This window comes from Streptomyces sp. NPDC006134 (assembly GCF_040628835.1).
Lineage (GTDB): Bacteria > Actinomycetota > Actinomycetes > Streptomycetales > Streptomycetaceae > Streptomyces.
The window spans coordinates 1-23,832 of record NZ_JBEXTV010000007.1 but is presented as its reverse complement, the minus strand read 5'-3'; the positions used below and the strand labels follow the sequence as shown (position 1 = coordinate 23,832).

At 72.4% G+C, this 23,832-nt stretch carries 17 protein-coding genes; 7 read left to right on the top strand and 10 right to left on the bottom strand.

The genetic code is table 11. The features are described from left to right. Positions 1-114: 114 nt before the first annotated feature. The 6 genes from ABZ340_RS06305 to ABZ340_RS06280 form a co-directional block, all read right to left on the bottom strand. On the bottom strand, positions 115-576 hold the full coding sequence (locus ABZ340_RS06305) for a hypothetical protein (protein WP_358780581.1): 462 nt from the start codon (positions 574-576) through the stop codon (positions 115-117). 54 nt (positions 577-630) lie between these two features. Continuing rightward, positions 631-1,233 (bottom strand): aminoacyl-tRNA hydrolase, encoded by a 603-nt coding sequence (pth, locus tag ABZ340_RS06300; RefSeq protein ID WP_358780580.1) that lies wholly within the window; start codon positions 1,231-1,233, stop codon positions 631-633. A 94-nt stretch (positions 1,234-1,327) separates the two neighbouring features. Then, positions 1,328-1,915: a 50S ribosomal protein L25/general stress protein Ctc gene (locus ABZ340_RS06295; RefSeq protein WP_358780579.1), complete on the bottom strand. Its 588-nt coding sequence runs from the start codon at positions 1,913-1,915 to the stop codon at positions 1,328-1,330. 368 nt (positions 1,916-2,283) lie between these two features. Continuing rightward, positions 2,284-3,258 (bottom strand): ribose-phosphate diphosphokinase, encoded by a 975-nt coding sequence (locus tag ABZ340_RS06290; RefSeq protein ID WP_188181593.1) that lies wholly within the window; start codon positions 3,256-3,258, stop codon positions 2,284-2,286. A 144-nt stretch (positions 3,259-3,402) separates the two neighbouring features. Further along, the gene (gene glmU, locus ABZ340_RS06285; protein ID WP_358780578.1) at positions 3,403-4,851 is read right to left on the bottom strand and encodes a bifunctional UDP-N-acetylglucosamine diphosphorylase/glucosamine-1-phosphate N-acetyltransferase GlmU; all 1,449 of its coding nucleotides are present in this window, start codon (positions 4,849-4,851) and stop codon (positions 3,403-3,405) included. 212 nt (positions 4,852-5,063) lie between these two features. Then, positions 5,064-5,921, bottom strand: a complete 858-nt coding sequence (locus ABZ340_RS06280) for a hypothetical protein (RefSeq protein ID WP_358780577.1) — start codon at positions 5,919-5,921, stop codon at positions 5,064-5,066. A gap of 166 nt (positions 5,922-6,087) precedes the next feature. Here ABZ340_RS06280 and ABZ340_RS06275 point away from each other — a divergent pair, with 166 nt between their 5' ends. Next, the gene (locus ABZ340_RS06275; protein WP_358780576.1) at positions 6,088-7,398 is read left to right on the top strand and encodes a histidine kinase; all 1,311 of its coding nucleotides are present in this window, start codon (positions 6,088-6,090) and stop codon (positions 7,396-7,398) included. A gap of 39 nt (positions 7,399-7,437) precedes the next feature. Here the strand turns inward: ABZ340_RS06275 and ABZ340_RS06270 are convergent, their stop codons facing one another. Both ABZ340_RS06270 and ABZ340_RS06265 read right to left on the bottom strand, forming a co-directional pair. Next, on the bottom strand, positions 7,438-7,932 hold the full coding sequence (locus tag ABZ340_RS06270) for an SUKH-3 domain-containing protein (protein ID WP_358780575.1): 495 nt from the start codon (positions 7,930-7,932) through the stop codon (positions 7,438-7,440). Positions 7,933-8,036: 104 nt separating this feature from the next. Then, positions 8,037-8,561: a YwqJ-related putative deaminase gene (locus tag ABZ340_RS06265; RefSeq protein ID WP_358780574.1), complete on the bottom strand. Its 525-nt coding sequence runs from the start codon at positions 8,559-8,561 to the stop codon at positions 8,037-8,039. 358 nt (positions 8,562-8,919) lie between these two features. On the opposite strand from ABZ340_RS06265, the gene ABZ340_RS06260 reads away from it, so the two are divergent. The 3 genes from ABZ340_RS06260 (at position 8,920) to ABZ340_RS06250 (ending at position 13,812) form a co-directional block, all read left to right on the top strand. Next, positions 8,920-10,074, top strand: coding sequence for an SMI1/KNR4 family protein (locus tag ABZ340_RS06260; RefSeq protein WP_358780573.1), 1,155 nt, complete (start codon positions 8,920-8,922; stop codon positions 10,072-10,074). A gap of 8 nt (positions 10,075-10,082) precedes the next feature. After that, complete coding sequence (locus ABZ340_RS06255) at positions 10,083-12,719, top strand: SUKH-4 family immunity protein (protein ID WP_358780572.1); 2,637 nt, start codon at positions 10,083-10,085, stop codon at positions 12,717-12,719. 208 nt (positions 12,720-12,927) lie between these two features. Next, the gene (locus tag ABZ340_RS06250) at positions 12,928-13,812 is read left to right on the top strand and encodes a cellulose-binding protein (protein ID WP_358780571.1); all 885 of its coding nucleotides are present in this window, start codon (positions 12,928-12,930) and stop codon (positions 13,810-13,812) included. Here ABZ340_RS06250 and ABZ340_RS06245 read toward each other — a convergent pair. Together ABZ340_RS06245 and ABZ340_RS06240 are read right to left on the bottom strand one after the other, a co-directional pair. Further along, positions 13,781-14,347: a GNAT family N-acetyltransferase gene (locus tag ABZ340_RS06245; protein ID WP_358780570.1), complete on the bottom strand. Its 567-nt coding sequence runs from the start codon at positions 14,345-14,347 to the stop codon at positions 13,781-13,783. The genes ABZ340_RS06250 and ABZ340_RS06245 overlap by 32 nt on opposite strands. A gap of 20 nt (positions 14,348-14,367) precedes the next feature. Then, on the bottom strand, positions 14,368-15,876 hold the full coding sequence (locus tag ABZ340_RS06240) for an MFS transporter (RefSeq protein ID WP_358780569.1): 1,509 nt from the start codon (positions 15,874-15,876) through the stop codon (positions 14,368-14,370). 519 nt (positions 15,877-16,395) lie between these two features. Here ABZ340_RS06240 and ABZ340_RS06235 point away from each other — a divergent pair. From ABZ340_RS06235 to mfd, 3 genes are all read left to right on the top strand, one after another. Beyond that, a complete protein-coding gene (locus ABZ340_RS06235; protein WP_358780568.1) occupies positions 16,396-17,184 on the top strand; it encodes an ABC transporter ATP-binding protein in 789 nt (262 codons plus the stop codon). Beyond that, a complete protein-coding gene (locus ABZ340_RS06230; RefSeq protein ID WP_358780567.1) occupies positions 17,181-19,745 on the top strand; it encodes an FtsX-like permease family protein in 2,565 nt (854 codons plus the stop codon). Before ABZ340_RS06235 ends, ABZ340_RS06230 begins: the two co-directional genes overlap by 4 nt. Positions 19,746-20,082: 337 nt before the next feature. Further along, positions 20,083-23,616 (top strand): transcription-repair coupling factor, encoded by a 3,534-nt coding sequence (gene mfd / locus ABZ340_RS06225; RefSeq protein WP_358780566.1) that lies wholly within the window; start codon positions 20,083-20,085, stop codon positions 23,614-23,616. Positions 23,617-23,832: the final 216 nt, after the last annotated feature.

Here is a 23,832-nt window from a genome sequence, read left to right as displayed (position 1 = left end):
AAGTGAACGGAAGATGTGGAGGGGGCGGTTCAGCTTCCGGCCCGGACCGGCCACTCGTCAATCACGAACAGGCAACACACAAAACCCTCGCAAACGGCGAGCGCCCCGAACCCCTCACACGGCCGCGAAAGCCGCCGTGACCAGCGCGAAAGCCGACCCCGCCAACACCCACGCCGCCCGGGTCCGCCGCAGACCGCCCGCCACCACGACCGCCGCCAGCAGCAGGGCACCACCCAGCGGCACCCACGCGTACAGCACCCCGGCGGGACCGGACCGCACGGCCTCGTCCCCGCCCGGCTTCAGCACCACCGCGTACCTCTCCCCCTCCGCGACGGCCACCGAATCCTCCAGCACGACCCGCTCCCGCGGCTGCGACCCCACCGACACCGGCGTATAGGGACCCTCACACGTCCCGCCGCCGCACCGCGCCACCTCGACCGCGCCCTGCTCGCGCCCCTTGGTCAGCATCACGTGCTGCGCCGAGCCCCAGGACGCCCACACACCGGCGATCAGGATCAGCACGGTCACCGTGCCCATCGCCGCGACCCGCCCGAAAGAGACCACCGCAGAAGGCATGGCCGCGATCCTTGGCCATACCTGCACACCCGGTCAACCTCGCTGGGGGAAACGTCAGGAGTTGTACGCGCTCTGCGCCCGCTCCAGGCCCTCCGTCACCAGACACTCCACCGCGTCCGCCGCCCGGTCCACGAACCAGTCCAGCTCCTTGCGCTCCGCCGACGAGAAGTCCTTCAGCACGAAATCCGCCACCGGCATCCGCCCCGGCGGACGCCCGATCCCGACCCGCACCCGGTGGTACTCCGCCCCCAGCGCCTTCGTGATCGACTTCAGCCCGTTGTGCCCGTTGTCCCCGCCGCCCAGCTTCAGCCGCAGCACCCCGTAGTCGATGTCCAGCTCGTCGTGCACGGCCACCACATGCGCCGGCGGCACCTTGTAGAAGTCCCGCAGCGCGTTCACCGGACCACCCGACAGGTTCATGTACGACATCGGCTTCGCCAGCACCACCCGCCGACCGGCCGGCCCCGGCGGACCGATCCGGCCCTCGACCACCTGCGCCTGAGCCTTGCCGTGCCGCTTGAACCGCCCCCCCATCCGCTCCGCCAGCAGATCCACCACCATGAAACCGACGTTGTGCCGGTTGGCGGCGTACTCCGGACCGGGATTGCCGAGACCCGCGATCAGCCAGGGAGCACCCGCGTCGGTCGTCACGTCCATGTCTCCTTCATACGCGTCGGCCGCTGTCCCCCACGGGAACAGCGGCCGGCGAAACGATGCCTGCGAGCCTCGGCGGCCCTCAGCGAGCAGCGGCTCAGGCCTCGGCGGCCTCTTCGCCCTCGCCCTCGGCCGGGGCCTCGACCTGACCGGTCACGACCTGGAGAACGGCGGTCTCGCCGTCCACCGCGAGCTTCGTGCCGTTCGGCAGCTTGATGTCCTTGGCGTGGACCGTGTCACCCGCGGTCAGACCCTCGACGGAGACGGTCACCGACTCCGGGATGTGCGTGGCCTCGGCCTCGACCGTCACGGTGTCCAGCAGGTGCTCCAGCAGGTTGCCGCCCGGGGCCAGCTCGCCCTCGGTGTGCACCGGAACCTCGACCGTGACCGTCTCGCCGCGCTGCACCAGCTGCAGGTCGACGTGCTCCAGGAAGCCCTTCAGCGGGTCGCGCTGCACGGCCTTCGGGATCGCCAGCTCGTTCGTCTTGCCGTCGATGTCCAGCGCGATCAGCACGTTCGGCGTACGCAGCGCCAGCAGCAGCTCGTGGCCCGGGAACGTCAGGTGCAGCGGGTCCGAACCGTGCCCGTACAGCACACCCGGAACCTTGTTGTCACGGCGGATACGACGCGCGGCACCCTTGCCGAACTCGGTGCGCGTCTCGGCGGCGATCTTCACCTCGGACATGATCACTCCTCGCAGAAATCAGAAACGGACGTGGTCACCCGGCCACGAACGGCCTGCTACGAAGAGCGCGTCGATTACGGACCGCCGTACGAGCCTCTTCCGAAGCAGTACGGCCTCCCTCGCCGAGCAACTGCAGCAGTCTACTCGGAGAGGAAGGCCGTACCCAAAACGATCAACCGGGCCCCGGAACCCCCAGGGCCCCGGAACCCCCTGGGCCCAGAAACCCCCAGGGCCCCGGAACCCCCAGGGCCCCGGAACCCCCTGGGCCCAGAAACCCCCAGGGCCCCGGAACCCCCAGGGCCCCGGAACCCCCAGGGCCCCGGAACCCCCAGGGCCCCGGAACCCCCGGGGCCCGTCGGGAAGAACCCTTACTGCTCGTCGAACAGGCTCGTCACCGAACCGTCCTCGAACACCTCACGCACCGCACGCGCGATCGTCGGCGCGATCGACAGCACCGTGATCTTGTCCAGCTCCAGCTCGTTCGGCGTCGGCAGCGTGTTCGTGAACACGAACTCGCTCACCTTCGAGTTCTTCAGCCGGTCCGCCGCCGGACCCGACAGCACACCGTGCGTCGCCGTCACGATGACGTCCTCCGCACCATGCGCGAACAGCGCGTCCGCCGCGGCGCAGATCGTGCCACCCGTGTCGATCATGTCGTCGACCAGCACACAGATCCGGCCCTTCACATCACCGACGACCTCGTGCACCGTCACCTGGTTCGCCACGTCCTTGTCACGGCGCTTGTGCACGATCGCCAGCGGCGCGCCCAGCCGGTCGCACCAGCGGTCCGCGACCCGCACCCGGCCCGCGTCCGGAGACACCACCGTCAGCTTCTCCCGGTCCACCTTCGCACCCACGTAGTCCGCCAGCAGCGGCAGCGCGAACAGGTGGTCCACCGGACCGTCGAAGAAGCCCTGGATCTGGTCCGTGTGCAGATCCACCGCCAGGATCCGGTCCGCACCGGCCGTCTTCATCAGGTCCGCGATCAGACGCGCCGAGATCGGTTCACGCCCCCGGTGCTTCTTGTCCTGCCGCGCGTAACCGTAGAACGGCACGATGACGGTGATGGAGCGGGCCGACGCGCGCTTCAACGCGTCGATCATGATCAACTGCTCCATGATCCACTTGTTGATCGGAGCCGTGTGGCTCTGGATCAGGAAGCAGTCCGCACCACGGGCCGACTCCTGATACCGCACATAGATCTCGCCGTTGGCGAAGTCGAAGGCCTTCGTCGGGACGACCCCGACACCCAGCTCGTGGGCGACCTCCTCGGCAAGCTCGGGGTGGGCGCGGCCGGAGAAGAACATCATCTTCTTCTCGCCGGTCGTCTTGATCCCGGTCACAGACTTTCTCCTCAGAGGTGTCGCAGCTGGATCGAGCCAAGCCGTCCCCGCAGCACGCGGGAGGCCGTCTCAGCTGGTGGGGTGCGGGTGTGCACGCGATGTGCACTTATCACGGTACGCCCAGATCGACGCACCGGTTTCCGGTCAGCCTTCGCCGCCCGGCTCCCGGGACGCCGCCTCGGCCGCCTTCGCGGCCGCGCTCCCAGGACGCTTACGAGCCACCCAGCCCTCGATATTCCGCTGCTGACCGCGGGCCACGGCCAGCGAACCGGGCGGCACGTCCTTCGTGATCACCGAGCCGGCGGCGGTGTACGCGCCGTCCCCGATCGTGACAGGAGCCACAAACATGTTGTCCGAACCCGTACGGCAGTGAGAACCGACCGTCGTGTGATGTTTGTCCTGTCCGTCATAGTTCACGAACACACTCGCCGCCCCGATGTTCGTGTACTCACCGATCGTCGCGTCACCGACATACGACAGATGCGGCACCTTCGTGCCCTCACCGATCGTCGCGTTCTTCGTCTCGACGTACGTACCGATCTTGCCCTTGACCCCCAGCCGCGTCCCCGGCCGCAGATACGCGTACGGACCCACCGTCGCCTCCGCGCCGACCTCCGCCCCCAGAGCCACCGTGTTGTCCACCCGCGCCCCGGCACCCACCCGCGTGTCCGTCAGCCGCGCGTTCGGACCCACCTCGCAACCCGCCGCCAGATGCGTCGCACCGTGCAACTGCGTACCGGGATGGACCAGCACGTCCTGCTCGAAGGTCACGGTCACGTCCACCCACGTGGTCGCCGGATCCACCACCGTGACCCCGGACAGCATCGCCCGCTCCAGCAACCGGTCGTTCAGAATCCGCCGCGCCTCCGCGAGCTGCACCCGGTTGTTGATCCCCGCGATCTCACGGTAATCACCCGCCACACAGGCACCCACCCGGTGACCGGCCTCCCGCAGAATCCCCAGGACGTCCGTCAGATACTCCTCGCCCTGGCTGTTGTCCGTACGGACCTCCCCCAGCGCCCGGGCCAGCAGCCGCCCGTCGAACGCGAACACACCCGAGTTGATCTCCCGGATCGACCGCTGCGCGTCCGACGCGTCCTTGTGCTCCACGATCGCCGTCACCGCACCCGAGACCTCGTCCCGCACGATCCGGCCGTAACCGGTCGCGTCCGGCACCTCGGCCGTCAGCACGGTCACCGCGTTGCCGTCGGCGGAGTGCGTGGCGGCCAGCGACCGCAGCGTCTCACCCGTCAGCAGCGGGGTGTCACCGCAGACCACGACCACGGTCCCGTCGACCGACCCGCCGAGCTCCTCCAGCGCCATCCGCACGGCGTGCCCGGTGCCGTTCTGCTGCGCCTGCACGGCGGTACGGACGCCGGGGGCGACCTCGGCGAGGTGCGCGGTGACCTGCTCGCGGGCGTGACCCACGACCACGACCAGGTTCTCCGGCTCCAGCTCGCCGGCGGCGGCGAGGACGTGGCCCACCAGGGAACGGCCACAGATGTCGTGCAGGACCTTCGGCGTGGCCGACTTCATACGGGTGCCCTCACCCGCTGCGAGAACGACGACGGCTGCCGGGCGGTTGGCGCTCACGGGATGCCCTTCGGCTTATGGGGTGGGGTTGGACATCCGCAGGATACCGGGGGGTTTTGTGGGGGGTATGGGTGCGGGCCCCGACGTGACGGTCAGGGCCCGGACATGGCAGCTCCCCCATCAGGATTCGAACCTGAACTTAAGGGACCAAAACCCTCAGTGCTGCCTGATTACACCATGGGGGATGAAACTCGACCAAACCGGACATTCGGTCAGGTCGCCGAGTCGGCACCCAACACTATGCCGTACCAAGAGCCTTCGATGCGACGGTACAGCTCGGCACCCTTCAGGACTTTGATCACGAGGCACCCCCGGTAGGAGTCGCCGACGTTCTTGCGCACCGTCTTCGGGTTGTGCTTCTTGAGTGTGGTCTTGTTGAACGCGGAGCGGTCGGCACCGACGAGACCGGCCCAGTATCGTTCGGCGCCCGCCACGTCCGCAGACTCGTGGATCATGACGGTGAACCGGAGGCGCTCGCGCTCGACTCCCAGCAGGTCCAGCCAGGCCAGGAAGACCCTGATCATGCCGGGGTCGCTGTTGACGAAGGTGACGTTCTCGCGGCGGTCGTACGGCTTGTCCTTTCCGCCTTCCGCCCAGTACAGGCCGACGCCCAGCAAGAACAGTTCGCGGGATGACAATTTGCCGACAGCCTGCTTGGCGGCCTCCTTGGTGCGCTGACGTTCCTCCTCGCGGATCCGCAGCTTCGCTTCCCAGCCCCGCCGGGCGATCGTGGCCGCTTCCGCGGGGCTGCGCTTGCGCTCTGGCTTCGGCAGGTCCCGCACCCACAGCGAGACCGAGCTGCGGGAGCAGCCCAGCTCCGCCTCGATCCGGTCGTAGGTCCAGCCTTGGAGCCGGAGCTCCCGCGCCCTCTCCCGCAGGTCGTCCTTCGCGTTCGGGCGCTTCGTCCACGGGGGCGGCGGCTCGCCCTTGAGCAGCTTGTTGAGGAGGTCGTTGTTGAAGATCTTCAGTTCGTCGCGGATCTGGCGGAGGCTGTAGCCCGCCCGGCGCAGGGCCACCGCCCGTTCCCGCAGTCCCTCGAAGTCGGCGTATTTGCCGGTTGCACGTGCCATGGGCATACCGTCCGGGCGGAATGATGGGGTCCGGGGTCGAACGGTGTGCGGTTCAGCAGTTCGGGGGAAATCGGTTCGTTTCGCCTGCGGAGTTGTCACGGACTGTGGTGGTCCGGTGGGGGAAACTCGCCGGAAAAGCCGCACCCCGCGCCCGTAGGCTGGAGACATGACCACGACGGGGGAAGACCATGTGACGGCCCGGGGAGGGCCGTGGTGGTGGGCCAGGCGGCGGGGGGCCGTGCTCGATGCCGGGCTGGCCGTGGTGTCCGCGCTGGAGTGCGCGGCGGAGGGGGTTCCGTTCGCCCGGGACGCGGGGGTCCCGGTGGCGGCGGGGGTGGTGTTCGGGCTGCTGGCCGGTTCTGTGCTGCTGGTGCGGCGGCAGTGGCCGATCGCGGTGGTGCTGGTGGCGATCGCGGTCACGCCGGCCCAGATGGGTTTCCTGATGGGCATCGTCGGCCTGTACACGCTGGCGGCCTCCGAGCTGCCGCGCCGGATCATCGGCGCGCTGGCGGGGATGTCGCTGCTGGGCACGATGATCGTGATGTTCGTGCGGGTGCGGCAGGACATGGCGCGGGGGGAGCTGGACCTCGGGGACTGGTTCGTGCCGTTCGCGTCGGTCACCGCGTCGCTGGGGCTGACGGCGCCTCCGGTGCTGCTGGGGCTGTACGTGGGGGCGCGGCGGCGGCTGATGGAGAGCCTGCGGGAGCGGGCGGACAGCCTGGAGCGGGAGCTTCAGCTGCTGGCGGAGCGGGCCGAGGAGCGGGCCGAGTGGGCCAGGAGCGAGGAGCGGACGCGGATCGCGCGGGAGATGCACGACGTCGTCGCGCACCGGGTGAGTCTGATGGTGGTGCACGCGGCGGCGTTGCAGGCGGTGGCGCGGAAGGACCCGGAGAAGGCGGTGAAGAACGCCGCGCTGGTGGGGGACATGGGGCGGCAGGCGCTGACCGAGTTGCGGGAGATGCTCGGGGTGCTGCGCAGTGGTGGGGCGGAGCCCCGGGAGCGGGCGGTGTCGGCGCCGCCGCTGGCGGCGGTGGGGGCGGCGGCCGCCGCGGCGGCGTCGCGGGCGGCCGTGGAGGAGGGCGGTCCGTGTCTGGCCGAGCTGGAGGAGCTGGTCGGGCAGTCGGCGGCGGCGGGGATGGTCGTGGATCTGTCCGTGGAGGGTGAGGCGCGGTCGTGTGCGGCGGAGGTGGAGCAGACGGCGTTCCGGGTGGTGCAGGAGGCGCTGACGAACGTCCACAAGCACGCGGCGGGGGCGAAGACGCACGTGCGGCTGGCGTACCGGGCGTCGGAGATCGCGATGCAGGTGGAGAACGAGCCGCCGCCGGAGGGTTCGTCGGCGTCGTCGGCGCGGTTGCCGTCGGGTGGCAATGGTCTGGTGGGGATGAGGGAGCGGGTCGTCGCGCTGGGCGGGGTGTTCGTGTCGGGGCCGACGGAGGCGGGGGGCTTCCGGGTGTCGGCGGTGATTCCGGCGCCGTAGTGGTGGGGGCGTCGTGGGGGCCGGTGGGGGCGGTGGGGGTCAGCCCGCGGTGAGGCGTACGGGCTGGATGCCGGTGACGAGGGTGGTGAGGGCCTGGTCGAAGTCGGGGCCGAGGTACCAGTCGCCGGTGTGGTCGAGGGCGTAGACGCGGCCTTCGGCGTCGATGGCGAGCAGGGCCTGGGTGTCGGTCTCGGTGCCGAGGGGGCTGACCTGGGTGTCGAGGGCGCGGCCGAGGTCGCCGAGGGTGCGGGCGAGGTGGAGGCCGTGCAGGGGGTCGAGGTGGAGGGCCGCGGGGGCGATCTGGCGGCCGGGGCCGGTGGGGGTGATGGTGAGGCCGCCGAATTCGGCCCAGGCTTCCACGGCGGCGGGGAAGACGGTGTGGCGGTGTCCGGCGGGTGAGGTGTGGTCGCGCAGGGTGTCGGCCCAGATCTCGGCCTGTTTGATGTCCCAGCGTCCGGGTTGCCAGCCGGCGGCGCGCAGGGCGGCGTCGACGGGGACGGGGAAGCGCGTGGTCGAGGTGCGGTCGGTGTGCATCTGCCCTTCGTTCGTCGTGCGGTGATGTGGTGGTGCGGGTGGTTCCCGGGTGCGGGGCGCGGGTGTGGTGGTCAGGTGCCGGCCGCGGGGCGTGGGGGTGGTGGTCAGGTGCCGGCCGCGGGGTCGACGATGCGGACGCCGAAGTGGGCGCTGAGGGCGGTGCAGGCGCGGCAGGGGGCGGCGAAGCTGCCGTGGAGGGGGTCGCCGTCCTCGCGGATGCGGCGGGCGGTGAGTTTGGCGTGTTTGAGGGCTTTGCGGGCTTCGCCGTTGGTCATGGGCCTGCGGCTGGCGCGTTTGCTGCGGGCGGCGTCGGCGGCGGTGATGTGCCGGGAGATGAGGATGGTCTCGGCGCAGCGGCCGGTGAAGCGGTCGCGCTGGCCGCTGGTGAGGGTGTCGAGGAAGTCCTGGACGAGGGGGTGGAGTGCGGGGGGTGTGTCGCCGCGGGCGGCGGTGCCGGTGAGGGTGGTGCCGCGGACGGAGAGGGCGGCGGCGACGGTGGGGAGTATGCCGTCGCGGCGGTGGCGGAGGGTGGGGGCGTGGGGGGCGTCGGTGGCGCTCCAGCCGACGCGGGGGTCGCCGGTGCGGCCCGTGTGCGGTCCCGTGTGTGGTCTCGTGTGCGTCACGCTCATGATCGTCTTCCCCTCCTGAGCATCCCCCCGGAGGTCACAGGGTGCCAAATGGCGTGGCCGGTGCGGAAGCTGGGGCAGGGTGACGCGCTGGTGTTCGAGCAGGCTGTCACGGTCGGGTGACGGCCGGTCACGGTGGTGGTGGGGGCCGGTGGCCGTGCCGGTGACCGGTGTCGTCGCACCGCATAGGCTGTCGTCACCGCGGGCCGTGCGGTGATGCGCGGGGCCCGGGGGCGGTGGGACGCCGAGTGGGGTGGACCGCCTTCCAGTCAGCTACAGCTAGACGTGACAGTCGATACGGGCCGTGGTGCGCCAGAGGTGGTTCTGCGGGCCGTACTGAATGCCGCAGGGGGCAACCGTCATGACGACAGGTCGGCTCGGGCTGGGGGCACCTCCCGGCCCCCAGGCCGGTGGACGAGCCGTGCCGCCGAACGCGGCCTACGCCGGGCAGGTCGTGCATTTCCCGGACCCGGTCAGGGCGGCCCGTCATCCGCGGGGGGTGCGGGTGGACGAGCGCGGTCTTCCCGATTTCTCGCCGTACGCGCGGGCGGCGGTGGAGATCGCGGACCCGCCGGAGGGTTTCGGCGTCGACGAGTTGCGGCTGACGGACTACGTGTCGGCGAACGCGGCGCTGTCGGCGAGCGGGCACGCGCTGTGGGACACGGTGGCGGCGGTGGCGACGCCGCACGGCTGGACGTGGCACCACGTGGCGGGCACGCGGCGGCTGGAGCTGGTTCCGGTCGAGGTGAAGGCGTTGCTGCGGCACCACGGGGGGATCGCGACCGCCCACGTCGACCAGGGCAAGCGGGGGACGCGTCCGCTGCAGGAGACGCGCCCGGCGCACTTCGGGCTGCCGAAGTCGGGCGTGGCGGTGACGGAGCAGCAGGTGCAGGGGGTCGAGGAGGATCTCGGGTACCGGCTGCCGGGTGCGTACCGGTCGTTCCTGAAGGCGGCGGGCGGGTGTGCGCCGGTGGGGACGGCGCTCGACGCGGAGCTGGGGCTGCTGGTGGACCAGCCGTTCTTCACGGTGCGGGACGAGGCGGCCGTCAACGATCTGGTGTACGTCAACAAGTGTCTGCGGGACCACCTGACGAAGGATTACCTGGGAGTCGCCTTCGTCCAGGGCGGGTTGCTGGCCGTGAAGGTGAAGGGCGACCGGGCCGGGTCGGTGTGGTTCTGCGCGTACGACGACGCGCGGGACGTGGATCCGTCGTGGACGCCGGAGGAGCGGATGGAGCGGCTGCTGCTGCCGTGCGGGGAGGACTTCGACGCCTTCCTGTCGCGGCTGGCGGGTTCCCCGCCGGAACTGGAGACGGTGGCGAATCTGATGGTGGACGGGGGCTTCGCGCGCGTGGTGCCGGTGTCCGCCGATTCTTCCGGGTCCTCCGGGTCCTCCGGGTCCTCCGGGTCCTCCGGGTCCTCCGGGTCCTCCGGGTCCTCTGGGTCCTCTGGGTCCTCCGGGGCGTCCGGGTCCTCTGAGTCTTCCGCGGCTTCCGCGGCCTCGGTCGGGGAGTGAGCTGAGCGATGGTGACGTTCGCGCAGGCGCAGGAGCGCGCCGAGGAATGGATCAACGGTGACGTGCCGGCGTACCAGCACCGCGAGGTGCGGGTGCGGGAGTTCGAGCTCGGGTTCGTGGTGTGGCCGGAGGACCGGGCGGACGGGCCGCGTTCGGACGGGGGCGCGCAGCGGCTGGTGATCGCGCGGGACAGCGGCGAGGCGACGCTGTGGCCGGCGCTGCCGGTGGGTGAGGTGATCCGCCGGTACGAGGAGGAGTACGGCCGTCCGGACACGGGGGACGAGCCGGCGCCCGCGGCGCCCGCGGCGCGCGTGGACCTGAACCAGACGTCGTTCTTGCTGACGCCGCCGGAGTGGTTGCAGGAGGCGGCGGACCGGATGGGGGGTTCGGATCGCCGGGGTGGCGGTGCGGAGGAGGGCGGCTCTGAGGGCTCCGGTGCGGGAGATGCCGGTGCCGGTAGTGGCGGTGGCGGTGGGGGTGTGTCGGCGCCGGGTGCGCCGGTCGTGCCGCCGGGGGCGACGCCCTGGACCGGTACGGACACCAGTGCGTACGCCGAGGACGACCGTTCCGTTCCGCTGCCCGAGACCGTGTCCGCGTCGCCGTCGGGCGATGCCGACGACGAACCGCCGGCCGTGCCTGCGACGCCGGCCGTGCCGCCGCAGGGTATGTCCGGGCCGCCGACGCCTCCGCCGCCGGGTGTTCCGGGGACTCCGAGTGCCCCGGGTGCTCCGGTGGGTGGTTACGTACCGACGCAGGTGGTTTCGGTGACCGGGCCCGAGGGGCCGCAGGGGCCTGGTGGGGCGGGAGCTCCGCAGCCTTCCGGTCCTCCCGGTCCTCCCGTTCCTTCCGAGGCTCCTGTGGGTCCGGGTATGCCTGGCACTCCGGGTGCTCCGCAGCCGTCTGGGCCTCCTGGGCCTCCTGGGCCCTCTGTACCTCCTGGCGTTCCGGGTGCTTCCGGGGTTCCCGGTGCCCCGCAGCCTCCGGGGCCGCCTGGTGTGCCCGGCGTTCCGGGTGGGCCGGGCGGGCCGGGTGGCGCACCGGGCGGGCAGGGTTCCGTGCACCATGCGGACACCATGCTGGCCGCGCCCCCGGTGGGCGGACCCGGCACGCCGCCTCCGCCGCCGGTTCCCGGCACGCCTCCGCCGGCCCCCGGCGCTCCCGCCGGACATGGTGCGCCCCCGCCCATGCCGCCCGGCGCGGTGCCTCCGCCCGGTCAGCCGCAGTCCGGCGTGATGCCTCAGCCCGGTGCGATGCCTCCGCCGGGTCAGCCGCAGTCCGGCGCGGTGCCTCCGCCCGGTCAGCCGCAGTCCGGCGTGATGCCTCAGCCCGGTGCGATGCCTCCGCCTGGGCAACCTCAGCCTGGCGCGGTGCCTCAGCCCGGTCAGCCGCAGCCTGGCGTGATGCCTCAGCCCGGCGCGGTGCCTCCGCCGGGGCAGCCGCAGTCCGGCGCGGTGCCTCAGCCCGGTCAGCCGCAGCCTGGCGTGATGCCTCAGCCTGGCGCGGTGCCTCCGCCGGGGCAGCCTCAGCCTGGCGCGGTGCCTCAGCCCGGTCAGCCGCAGTCCGGCGTGGTGCCTCAGCCCGGTGCGATGCCTCCGCCGGGACAGCCGCAGCCCGGCGGGCCCGTGCCCGGTCAGTCTCCGGCGTACGGCTATCCGCAGCCGCCCGTCGGGCAGCCGACCGTCGGTCCGGGCTACCAGGCCGTGTTGCGCTACCGGGCGCAGGACGGGTCCGAGCAGCAGCTGATCCGGCGTTCGGCGCCGGGCATGCCGCACCCGGAGTGGCAGATCTTCCACGAGCTGCGTGCCATGAACGTGCCGCCGGGCCAGGTGCTGGAGCTGCACACGGAGCTGGAGTCGTGTGAGCTGCCGGGGGCGTACTGCGCGCGGATGATCCGGGAGCAGTGGCCGCAGGCGCGGATCACGTCGATCGCCCCGTACGGCACGGATCACGCGAGCCGGCAGCAGGGCATGCAGCAACTGCTGGCGCACCAGGGCGAGCTGCACCAGGTCGCCGACGGTCCGGCGCGTCCGGCTCCGGTGCGGGCGCCGCTGCCGCCGGTGCAGGCGCTGCCGCCGGTGCCGCCGGAGGCGGTCGCGCAGGAGCTGGCGGGGGCGTTCGGGCCGGGGATCTTCCGGTTCGAGCAGCAGGCCGTGTCCCGGCAGGGAGTGCCGCCGGTCGTGGCGCACACGCTGGTGGTGGCGGGCCTGCCGGTGGACATGGGCCCGTTCTTCTGGGCGCAGGCCCAGCCGGGCCGTCCGGTGCCGACGCTGGCGGAGCTGGCGGCCGAGCGGGGTGTGCAGCCGGCGCCGGACGCGGGCTCGTACCTGGTCGTGGGCAGCGACTTCGGCAAGGCGATCTGTGTGCAGTACGGCACGGCGCACATCGTCGCGGTGCCGGTGGAGGCGGGGCCGGGTGGTACGCCGGTGCCGCCGCAGTTCGTGAACACCGGGCTGCCGGAGTTCGCCCGCTGCCTGGCGCTGCTGGGGCGGATGTGGCGGCTGAGGTTCGGGCTGAACCAGGAGCAGGCGGGCCGCTGGACCGTCGACTTCCAGGCCCAGTTGGCCGCCCTGGACCCGGCGGCGCTCGGCTCGCCCGAGAGCTGGTGGTCGGTGCTGCTGGAGCAGATGTGGGACGGGTTGCTGTGACCCGCGGTCGCTGACGGAGTCCGGCGGACGCCGGGGGATGCCGACGGATGTCGAGGGGCCGGGGCCGGTCGGGCGTGACGCCGACCGGGCCCGGCCCCCCCGGCGTTCCCGGGGCCAGGACCGGGACCAGGGCTGAGGCCGACCGCGTTCGGATGATGTGCGGAGTGTCGGTTTATGGTACTTACGTCTGATCCTTCAGGATGTGCGCATGAGCAGCGCATCCGGGTCGCCCCACGGCTTCGTGGCCGTACGGGGGCGCGGCTACCGTCCCGAGCAGGTCGACGCCTGTGCCGACGCTCTCTTCGCGGAGCGGGACGCCGCCTGGGAGAGGGCGGCCCGGCTGACCGTGCTCGCCCGGGAGATGGAGGAGGAGGCGGCCCGGCTGCGGGAGGCGGTGTCGCGCCTCGCGCCGCAGACGTACGAGACGCTCGGGGAGCGCGCGCAGAGCGTGTTCCGGCTCGTGCAGGAGGAGGCCGCCGCGGTTTCGGAGGGCGCACGGCGCGCGGCGGAGCGCGTGAGGGAGGAAGCGCGGGCGTACGCGACAGGCGTACGCGAGGCCGCGCAGGCGTACGCCGATGCCGTACGCGCCGAGGCCGACGAACACGCTCGGCAACGGCTGCTCGCGGCGCGCGCGGAGGCCGACGAGGTACGGATCACGTCCCGGCGCGCGGTGAAGGCGAGCCGCCGCGAGGCGCTGGCCGTCCTGCGGGAGGCGCGGCGGCGCGCGGAGGACATGCTCGCCGTCCGGTCCCGGGAGGAGGCCGAGCGGTGGGCGCGCGAGGAGCGGGCCGAGGCGGAGCGGGCGGCGGCGCTGGAGGCGCACCACGCGGAGCTGCTGGCACGGGCCGAGGACGCGCTGGCCGAGGCGGAGCGGGAGCTGGCCGAGGCCCGGGAAGCGGCTCGGCGCCGGCCGGAGGAAGCACGGGCCCGGGCGGCGGAGGTGCTCGCCGAGGCACGGGTGCGCGAGGAACGGATCACGCGGGAGACGGAACGGGTCCTGCGTGAGCACGGCGAACGCTGGGACGTCGTCCGGGCCCAGATGGACCGGGCGCGCAGCCGGCTCAGCGCGTTGTCGGCGCGGGCGGGGGAGTAGCGCCGCCGCCCGCCCCCTCGCCCGGCGGCGGACCAGGGACCGGCGGACCGGGGATCCCGCGCACACAGCGGACGCCGGGGCGGCCGTCGACCTGGAGCTCCGCCACCCGCGTGAAACCGTTGCGGGCCAGGACGGTCAGGGAGGCGGGGTTGTCGAGGGTGGTGACCGCGGTGAGGGAGACGAGCCCGTAGTCGGCGGCGGCCAGCCGGCAGACCTCGGCGACGGCCGCCGTCGCCACGCCCCGGCCCGCGGCGCGTTCGCCGACGCGGTAGCCGAGCTCGGCGGAGCCGTCCGCCACGTCGACCAGGTTCACGCGGCCCACCAGGCGGCCGTCGTCGTCCAGGACGACGTGGAAGTGGCAGTCGCCCGCGTGCTGCTCCGCCAGGAGGGCCCGGTGGCGTGCGGCGAACCCGGCCGGGGTGAAGTAGGCGTCTCCGCGGTCGGGCACGGAGCGGGCGAAGTACGCGCGGTTCTCTCGTTCGAAGGCCCACAGCGCGTCCGCGTGGCCGGCGCGCAGCCGTTCCAGAGTCACCATGGCGTGAGCATAGGCGCGGGTCAGTCCTTGAGGACGGGGAATTTCCGCGGTGCCAGCAGGAGCAGGACGGCGAACGCCAGCGCCGCCGCGCCCGCCGCCCCCAGGTAGACGGCGTGGACGGCGTCGGCGATGGCGCGGCGGGTCGCCTCGGGGACGGTGCCCGCCTCGAGGGCGCGGGTGACCGAGTCGAGGTCGCCGGAGCCGCCGAGCCGGGCGGCCAGCACGCCGTTGGCGATCGCGCCGAAGACGGCCGCGCCGACGGTCTGCCCGGTCTGCCGGCAGAACAGGACGGACGCGGTCGCCGTCCCCCGCTCCGACCACCCCACCGTCGACTGCACGCCGACGATGAGCGGCAGCTGGAACAGGCCGAGCGCGGCGCCGAGCACCAGCATCAGCAGGGTCGGCTGCCAGGCGCGGCCGGGGTAGGGCAGGAGGGGGAAGGCGGCCAGGATCAGGGCGGCCGCGCCGATGCCGAGCATCGCGGTGTTGCGGAAGCCGATCCTGCGGTACACGTGCTGGCTCAGCGCCGCCGACGCCGGCCAGCTCAGCGTCCAGACGGACAGGACGAAACCGGCGGCGACGGGGGCCAGGCCCAGCACGGACTGGGCGTACGTCGGCAGGAACACCGTCGGCGCCACCATCAGCAGCCCCAGCGCGCCGAGCGCGAGGTTGACCGCGGCGATCGTGCGCCGCCGCCACACCCAGCCGGGGATGATCGGTTCCGCCGCCCGGCGTTCGATCACCACCACGGCGGCGAGCAGGACCAGGCCGGTGCCGAAGAGGGCGAGGGAGGGCGGCGACAGCCACGGCCAGGCCACCCCGCCCTGCACCAGCGCGGTGAGCAGGGCGCCGCCGCAGGCGAACACCGCCAGCGCGCCCGCCCAGTCGACGCGGGGGCGGGCCCCGGGCGCCCCCGGGGGCGTCTCCCGCTGCGGCTCGTGGAGGTGGCGGACGATCAGCCACAGCGCGACGGCCCCGATGGGCAGGTTGACCAGGAAGATCCACCGCCAGTCGGCGTACGCGGCGAGGACGCCGCCCAGTCCGGGGCCCGCCACCGCGGACACCGCCCACACCGTGGACAGCCGGGCCTGGATCTTCGGGCGTTCCTCCAGCGGGTAGAGGTCGGCGGCGAGGGTCTGCACCGTGCCCTGCAGGGCGCCGCCGCCCAGGCCCTGGACCACGCGGAAGGCGATGAGGGCGGCCATGTTCCAGGCCAGCGCGCACAGCAGGGAGCCGAGGAGGAAGAGCGCGGCGCCCGCGACCAGGACCGGTTTGCGGCCGAAGGTGTCGGAGAGCTTGCCGTAGACGGGCAGGGTGACGGTGACGGCCAGCAGGTAGCCGGAGAACAGCCAGGAGAAGACGGAGAACCCGCCGAGGTCGCCGACGATCTGGGGTACGGCGGTGGAGACGATGGTGGAGTCCAGGGCCGCCAGCGCCATCGCCAGCATCAAGGCGGCGACCACCGCGCCGCGCCGGTGTGTGACGGTGTGCCGTTCGCTGTCGCGTGCCGCCGGTCTGGTGCTGCCCACCCCGGGTTCCTCCCTGTGTCGTTTCCCCCTGCATCCATCTGCCGGGAGCAGCTTCCCATCCGAGCCTGGGGCGGGGGGAGGGCGGACGCCGGGTGCGTCGGGGGAGGAGGCGGCCCCCCAGGTGTGCTCCGCCGACGGGAGGACTGCCCCTAGGGGTACCTCCGTACTACGGCTCGGGGAGGGTTCGTACCGTCGGAGGACGAGACGGGACCGGTGCCGTCCTTAACCTGGCTTTACGCCGCTGGGGGGCGGCGCACCGGACTTGTGGGGGTGGGGTTTTCCCCAGCGGAAGAGTGCGCTGAACACCAGCGCGCCCGGCGCCCGGGTCGGCCAGACTCGTGGGCACGGGCAGTGCGGGCAGTACGGACAGTGCGAGCAGTACAACAGCACGGACAGAGCACGGGCAGTACAGCAGCACAACAGCGCGGACGGCAGGGGCTGACCCGTCGTCGACTCACCTCCGACCCATCCTCCGCCGGCACCGGCGGCTCACCTGATGACCGACATGGGAGACTTGACATGACATCGGCCGTGACCATTCCCAGGCATGGGAGCACTGGAGGGCGTACGGCCGTTGCCGCGCGGGCGCGGCAGGTCGTGAAGGCCTACGGGGCCGGGGAGACCCGGGTCGTCGCCCTCGACCACGTGGACGTGGACATCGCCCGCGGGCAGTTCACCGCGATCATGGGTCCCTCGGGGTCCGGCAAGTCCACGCTGATGCACTGCCTGGCCGGCCTCGACACCGTCACGTCCGGGCAGATCCACCTGGACGACACCGAGATCACCGGACTGAAGGACAAGAAGCTCACCCAGCTGCGCCGGGACCGGATCGGGTTCATCTTCCAGGCGTTCAACCTGCTGCCGACGCTGAACGCGATCGAGAACATCACGCTGCCCATGGACATAGCGGGCCGCAAGCCGGACAAGGAGTGGCTGGCGCGGGTCGTGGACACCGTGGGGCTGGCCGGGCGGCTCAAGCACCGGCCGACCCAGCTGTCCGGCGGCCAGCAGCAGCGTGTCGCGGTGGCGCGGGCGCTCGCCGCCCGGCCCGAGATCATCTTCGGTGACGAGCCGACCGGCAACCTCGACTCCCGCGCCGGCGCCGAGGTGCTGGGCTTCCTGCGGCGGTCGGTGGACGAACTGGGCCAGACCATCGTGATGGTGACGCACGACCCGGTGGCCGCCTCCTACGCGGACCGGGTGCTGTACCTCGCCGACGGCCGCATCGTCGACGAGATGCTCCAGCCCACCGCCGAGCAGGTCCTGGACCGCATGAAGGACTTCGACGCCCGGGGACGTACGTCATGACCGTGCTGAAGACCTCGCTGCGCAACTTCTTCGCGCACAAGGGCCGGATGGCGCTGTCGGCGGTGGCGGTGCTGCTGTCGGTGGCGTTCGTGTGCGGCACGCTGGTGTTCACGGACACCATGAACACGACGTTCGACAAGCTCTTCGCGGTCAGCTCCGCCGATGTGACGGTCGCCCCCAAGGACGCCGAGAGCGAGGAGGCTCCGCAGAGCGGCGTGCCGGAGTCCCTGCCCGCGTCCCTGCTGGAGCGGGCCCGTTCCGCCGAGGGCGTCGAGTCGGCCGAGGGCGCGGTCTCCTCGATGAACGTGACCGTCGTCGACGGCGACAACGACAACGTGGGCGCGACCAGCGGCGCCCCGACCCTCGCCGGCAACTGGACGAAGAACGACCTGAGGTCGATGGAGATCACCTCCGGGCACGCCCCGCGCGGCCCGACCGAGGTGATGGTCGACGCCGACACCGCCGGCAAGCACGGCCTGAAGCTCGGCGACGAGCTGCGCACCATCGCGCAGACCGGGGACATCAGGGCGCGGATCGTGGGCGTCGCCGCCTTCACGGTGACCAACCCCGGTGCCGCCGTCGTCTTCTTCGACACGGCCACCGCCCAGCGCGAACTGCTCGGCGCCACCGGCCGGTTCACGCAGCTCAACGTCACCGCGGCGGACGGCGTCTCCGACGCGGAGCTCAAACGGAACGTCGCGCGGGCCCTGGACGGCACGTACAAGATCCAGACGGCTCAGGAGGCCGCCGACGAGAACCGCAAGGACGTCGGCGAGTTCATGGACGTCATCAAGTACGCCATGCTCGGCTTCGCCGGGATCGCGTTCCTGGTCGGCATCTTCCTGATCATCAACACCTTCTCGATGCTGGTCGCCCAGCGCACCCGCGAGATCGGCCTGATGCGGGCGATCGGCTCCTCCCGCCGCCAGGTCAACCGCTCGGTGCTGACCGAGGCGCTGTTCCTCGGCGTCGTCGGGTCGGTCCTCGGCGTCGCGGCCGGGGTCGGTATCGCCGTCGGCCTGATGAAGGTGATGTCGGCGGTGGGCATGAACCTGTCCACCGACGATCTGACCGTCAAGGCGACCACCCCGGTGGCCGGCGTGGTCCTGGGCGTCGTGGTCACCGTCCTGGCCGCCTGGCTGCCGGCCCGCCGCGCCGGGAAGGTCTCCCCGATGGCCGCGCTGCGCGACGCCGGGACCCCGGCCGACGGCAGGGCCGGGTGGCTGCGCGCCGCGATCGGCCTGGTCCTCACCGCGGCGGGCGGTGCGGCCCTGTACGCGGCGGGCACGGCCGACAAGGCCGGTGACGGCGCGCTGCTGCTGGGCGCGGGCGTGGTGCTGTCCCTGATCGGCTTCGTCGTCGTCGGGCCGCTGCTGGCGGGCGGGGTCGTGCGGGCGATCGGCGCGGTGCTGCTGCGGGCCTTCGGGCCGGTGGGCCGCATGGCCGAGCGCAACGCCCTGCGCAACCCGCGCCGCACCGGCGCCACGGGCGCGGCCCTGATGATCGGCCTGGCGCTGGTGGCCTGCCTGTCGGTGGTCGGTTCCTCCATGGTCGCCTCGGCCACCGGTGAGCTGGACAAGTCGGTCGGCGCGGACTTCATCGTCCAGGGCAACCAGCGGATCGTGCCGCAGGCCGAGCGGGTGATGAAGAACACGCCCGGCCTGGAGCACGTCACCCGGTACAAGACGCTCGACGCCACGCTGACCTCCCCCGACGGGGCGAAGGACGACACCGGCGTCACGGCCGCCGACCCGACCTACGCCCAGGACCTGCGCCGCCCGACGACGGCCGGCACCCTGTCGGCCGCCTACGGCACGGACGCGATGTCGGTCGGGTCGGACTACGCGAAGAAGCACGGCGTGCGCGTCGGCGACACCATCACCGTCGCCTTCGAGGGCGGCAGGACGGCGAAGCTGAAGGTCGCCGCCATCACCGACGACGACACCGCCGTCGACCAGGGCGCCCGCTACATCAGCATCGCGACGATGCAGAAGTACCTCCCGGCCGACAAGGTCCCGCCGAACACGATCATGTTCGCCACGGCGAAGGACGGCCAGGAGGAGCAGGCGTACGCGGCGCTGAAGAAGGCGCTCGACCCGTACCCGCAGTACCAGGTCCGGGACCAGACCGACTACAAGCAGGAGCTGAAGGACCAGGTCGGCCAGTTGCTGAACATGGTCTACGGCCTGCTCGCCCTGGCGATCATCGTCGCGGTGCTCGGCGTGGTGAACACCCTGGCCCTGTCGGTGGTCGAGCGGACCCGGGAGATCGGCCTGATGCGGGCGATCGGCCTCTCCCGCCGCCAGCTGCGCCGCATGATCCGCCTGGAGTCCGTGGTCATCGCCCTCTTCGGTGCCCTGCTGGGCCTGGGGCTGGGCATGGGCTGGGGCGCCACCGCGCAGCGACTGCTCGCGCTGGAGGGCCTGAACGTGCTCGACATCCCCTGGCCGACGATCATCGGGGTGTTCGTCGGGTCGGCGTTCGTGGGCCTGTTCGCGGCTCTGGTCCCGGCGTTCCGGGCCGGCCGGATGAACGTGCTGAACGCGATCGCGACGGAATAGCCGCACGCGGCGACGCGGCGGCCGACGCGGCGGCCGACGCGGGCGGGGAGAGCCGGTGCCGAGAAGCCACGGGGGCTTCTCGGCGCCGGTTTGCCGTGTGCCGGAGGCCGGGTGCCGGGGAAGGGCGTCGAGGAAGGGCGCCGGGGAAGGTGCCGGAGGAGGCGCGGGGAAAGGTGCCGGTGAGGGTGCCGGGAAAGGTGCGAGGGAGGGCGCCGGAAGGGGCGTTGTCCACAGGCACCGGCGTCCGCCGGTGCGGAGTCGTAGGCTGGACACCCCCGGCCCGCGGCGCGCGTCGGGCCTGTCGTGTTGTCCACCCCCGGACGGAAAGCACCTCTCCATGAGCCTGCACGGTCTGCTCGACGCCGTCGTCAAGGACGCCGCCCTCGCGGAAGCGATCAAGGCGGCCGCCGACGGCAACCGCCCGCACGTCGACCTGGTCGGCCCCCCGGCGGCCCGCCCGTTCACGGTCGCCGCGCTCGCCCGCGAGACGGGCCGGCCCGTACTCGCCGTGACGGCGACGGGGCGGGAGGCGGAGGACCTCGCCGCCGCCCTGCGCTCCCTGCTGCCGCCCGAGGGCGTGGTGGAGTACCCGTCCTGGGAGACCCTCCCGCACGAGCGGCTCAGCCCCCGCAGCGACACCGTCGGCCGCCGCCTGGCCGTCCTGCGCCGCCTCGCCCACCCCCGCCCCGACGACCCCGAGACCGGCCCGGTCTCCGTCGTCGTCGCCCCCGTACGGTCCGTGCTCCAGCCGCAGGTCAAGGGGCTCGGCGACCTGGAGCCGGTGGCGCTGCGCACCGGGCAGAGCGCCGATCTGAACGATGTCGTCGAGGCCCTGGCCGCCGCCGCGTACGCGCGGGTGGAACTGGTGGAGAAGCGCGGCGAGTTCGCCGTGCGCGGCGGCATCCTGGACGTGTTCCCGCCCACCGAGGAACACCCCCTGCGCGTCGAGTTCTGGGGCGACGACGTCGAGGAGATCCGCTACTTCAAGGTCGCCGACCAGCGCTCCCTGGAGGTCGCCGAGCACGGGCTGTGGGCGCCGCCCTGCCGCGAGCTGCTGCTCACCGACGAGGTGCGGGAGCGGGCGCGGGCCCTGGCCGAGGACCACCCGGAGCTGGGCGAACTGCTCGGCAAGATCGCCGAGGGGATCGCGGTGGAGGGCATGGAGTCCCTCGCCCCGGTCCTGGTCGACGACATGGAGCTGCTGCTCGACGTGCTGCCCGAGGGCGCCATGGCCGTCGTCTGCGACCCGGAGCGGGTGCGCACGCGCTCCGCCGACCTCGTCGCCACCAGCCAGGAGTTCCTCCAGGCGTCCTGGGCCGCCACCGCGGGCGGCGGGGAGGCACCGATCGACGTCGGCGCCGCCTCGCTGTGGTCCCTCGCGGACGTGCGGGAGCGGGCCCGCGAGCTGGGCATGATGTGGTGGTCGGTGTCGCCGTTCGCCGCCGACGAGGAACTGGGCACCGACACCCTCACGCTGGGCATGCACGCCCCCGAGACCTACCGCGGCGACACCGCCAAGGCCCTCGCCGACACCAAGGGCTGGCTCGCCGACGGCTGGCGCACGGTGTTCGTCACCGAGGGCCACGGCCCGGCCGCCCGTACGGTCGAGGTGCTCGGCGGCGAGGGCATCGCGGCCCGCCTGGACGCCGACCTCGGGGAGATCGCCCCCTCCGTCGTGCACGTGGCGTGCGGCTGCATCGACCACGGCTTCGTCGACCCGGCGCTGAAGCTGGCCGTGCTGACCGAGACGGACCTGACCGGCCAGAAGGCCGCCGGCCGCGACGGCGCCCGCATGCCCGCCCGGCGCCGCAAGACCATCGACCCGCTCACCCTGGAGGCGGGCGACTACATCGTCCACGAGCAGCACGGCGTGGGCCGTTACATCGAGATGGTGCAGCGCACCGTGCAGGGCGCCACCCGCGAGTACCTGGTCGTGGAGTACGCCCCCGCCAAGCGCGGCCAGCCCGGCGACCGCCTCTACATCCCCACCGACCAGCTGGAGCAGATCACCAAGTACGTCGGTGGCGAGGCCCCCACCCTGCACCGCCTGGGCGGCGCCGACTGGACCAAGACCAAGGCGCGGGCGAAGAAGGCCGTCAAGGAGATCGCCGCCGACCTGATCAAGCTCTACAGCGCCCGCATGGCCGCCCCCGGCCACGCCTTCGCGCCCGACACGCCCTGGCAGCGCGAGCTGGAGGACGCCTTCCCCTACGCGGAGACGCCCGACCAGCTCACCACCATCGCCGAGGTCAAGGAGGACATGGAGAAGACGGTCCCGATGGACCGCCTGATCTGCGGCGACGTCGGCTACGGCAAGACCGAGATCGCGGTGCGGGCCGCCTTCAAGGCCGTCCAGGACGGCAAGCAGGTGGCCGTGCTGGTGCCCACCACGCTGCTGGTGCAGCAGCACTACGGGACGTTCTCCGAGCGCTACGCCCAGTTCCCGGTGAACGTGAAGGCGCTCTCCCGCTTCCAGACCGACACCGAGGCGAAGGCGGTCCTGGAGGGCCTGCGCGACGGCTCGGTGGACGTCGTCATCGGCACCCACCGGCTGTTCTCCTCCGAGACCAAGTTCAAGGACCTGGGCCTGGTCATCGTCGACGAGGAGCAGCGCTTCGGCGTCGAGCACAAGGAGCAGCTGAAGAAGCTGCGGGCCAACGTGGACGTGCTGACCATGTCCGCCACCCCGATCCCCCGCACCCTGGAGATGGCGGTCACCGGCATCCGCGAGATGTCGACGATCACCACCCCGCCGGAGGAGCGGCACCCGGTGCTGACCTTCGTCGGGCCGTACGAGGAGAAGCAGATCGGCGCGGCCATCCGCCGCGAGCTGCTGCGCGAGGGCCAGGTCTTCTACATCCACAACCGCGTCGAGTCGATCGACCGCGCGGCGGCCAGGCTGCGCGAGATCGTGCCCGAGGCGCGCATCGCCACCGCCCACGGCCAGATGTCGGAGCAGGCCCTGGAGCAGGTCGTGGTCGACTTCTGGGAGAAGAAGTTCGACGTGCTGGTCTCCACGACCATCGTCGAGTCCGGCATCGACATCTCCAACGCCAACACCCTGATCGTCGAGCGCGGCGACACCTTCGGCCTGTCCCAGCTGCACCAGCTGCGCGGCCGGGTCGGCCGGGGCCGCGAGCGCGGCTACGCCTACTTCCTCTACCCGCCGGAGAAGCCGCTGACCGAGACCGCCCACGAGCGGCTCGCCACCATCGCCCAGCACACCGAGATGGGCGCGGGCATGTACGTGGCGATGAAGGACCTGGAGATCCGCGGCGCGGGCAACCTGCTCGGCGGCGAGCAGTCCGGCCACATCGCCGGGGTCGGCTTCGACCTGTACGTGCGGATGGTCGGCGAGGCGGTCGCGGACTACCGGCGCCAGCTGGAGACGGGCGAGGCCGAGGAGGAGGCGCCGCTCGAGGTCAAGATCGAACTGCCCGTCGACGCGCACGTCCCGCACGACTACGCCCCCGGCGAGCGGCTGCGCCTCCAGGCGTACCGCTCCATCGCCTCCGCCACCACCGAGGAGGACATCAAGGCCGTACGGGAGGAACTCGTCGACCGCTACGGCAAGTTGCCGGAGCCGGTGGAGAACCTGCTGCTGGTGGCGGGCCTGCGCATGCTCGCACGCGCCTGCGGCGTCGGCGAGATCGTGCTTCAGGGCGCCAACATCCGCTTCGCCCCGGTGGAGTTGCGCGAGTCGCAGGAGCTGCGGCTCAAGCGGCTGTACCCGGGCAGCGTCCTCAAGCCGGCGGCGCACCAGGTCCTCGTACCGCGCCCGAAGACCGCGAAGGTGGGCGGCAGGCCGCTGGTCGGGCGGGAGCTGCTGGCGTGGGTCGGGGAGTTCCTGACCTCGGTGCTGGGTTCCTGAGAGGGGTTTCTGAGAGGGGTTTCTGAAGGGGGCCCTCGAAAGGGGTTTTGAAAGAGGCGTCCGGAAGGGCTTCCCCGAGGGGATTCCCTCAGGGTCCCCGAGGGTCCCTGAGGGCGCAGGACACGAAGCGGCCCGCACGGGAAAACCGGCGGGGCGCGTAGTGTGCGGGGTGGGTGTGGTGCCATAAGGGCGGTCGGGCCGGGGGGGCCGGGCGCG

Excerpts from the sequence above, each read along its gene's own strand:
- ABZ340_RS06305 (WP_358780581.1), bottom strand. The coding sequence starts at position 576 with ATGCCTTCTGCGGTGGTCTCTTTCGGGCGGGTCGCGGCGATGGGCACG.
- pth (WP_358780580.1), bottom strand. The coding sequence starts at position 1,233 with ATGGACGTGACGACCGACGCGGGTGCTCCCTGGCTGATCGCGGGTCTC.
- ABZ340_RS06295 (WP_358780579.1), bottom strand. The coding sequence starts at position 1,915 with ATGTCCGAGGTGAAGATCGCCGCCGAGACGCGCACCGAGTTCGGCAAG.
- ABZ340_RS06280 (WP_358780577.1), bottom strand. The coding sequence starts at position 5,921 with ATGGCACGTGCAACCGGCAAATACGCCGACTTCGAGGGACTGCGGGAA.
- ABZ340_RS06275 (WP_358780576.1), top strand. The coding sequence starts at position 6,088 with ATGACCACGACGGGGGAAGACCATGTGACGGCCCGGGGAGGGCCGTGG.
- ABZ340_RS06270 (WP_358780575.1), bottom strand. The coding sequence starts at position 7,932 with ATGCACACCGACCGCACCTCGACCACGCGCTTCCCCGTCCCCGTCGAC.
- ABZ340_RS06265 (WP_358780574.1), bottom strand. The coding sequence starts at position 8,561 with ATGAGCGTGACGCACACGAGACCACACACGGGACCGCACACGGGCCGC.
- ABZ340_RS06260 (WP_358780573.1), top strand. The coding sequence starts at position 8,920 with ATGACGACAGGTCGGCTCGGGCTGGGGGCACCTCCCGGCCCCCAGGCC.
- ABZ340_RS06255 (WP_358780572.1), top strand. The coding sequence starts at position 10,083 with ATGGTGACGTTCGCGCAGGCGCAGGAGCGCGCCGAGGAATGGATCAAC.
- ABZ340_RS06250 (WP_358780571.1), top strand. The coding sequence starts at position 12,928 with ATGAGCAGCGCATCCGGGTCGCCCCACGGCTTCGTGGCCGTACGGGGG.
- ABZ340_RS06245 (WP_358780570.1), bottom strand. The coding sequence starts at position 14,347 with ATGGTGACTCTGGAACGGCTGCGCGCCGGCCACGCGGACGCGCTGTGG.
- ABZ340_RS06235 (WP_358780568.1), top strand. The coding sequence starts at position 16,396 with ATGACATCGGCCGTGACCATTCCCAGGCATGGGAGCACTGGAGGGCGT.
- ABZ340_RS06230 (WP_358780567.1), top strand. The coding sequence starts at position 17,181 with ATGACCGTGCTGAAGACCTCGCTGCGCAACTTCTTCGCGCACAAGGGC.
- mfd (WP_358780566.1), top strand. The coding sequence starts at position 20,083 with ATGAGCCTGCACGGTCTGCTCGACGCCGTCGTCAAGGACGCCGCCCTC.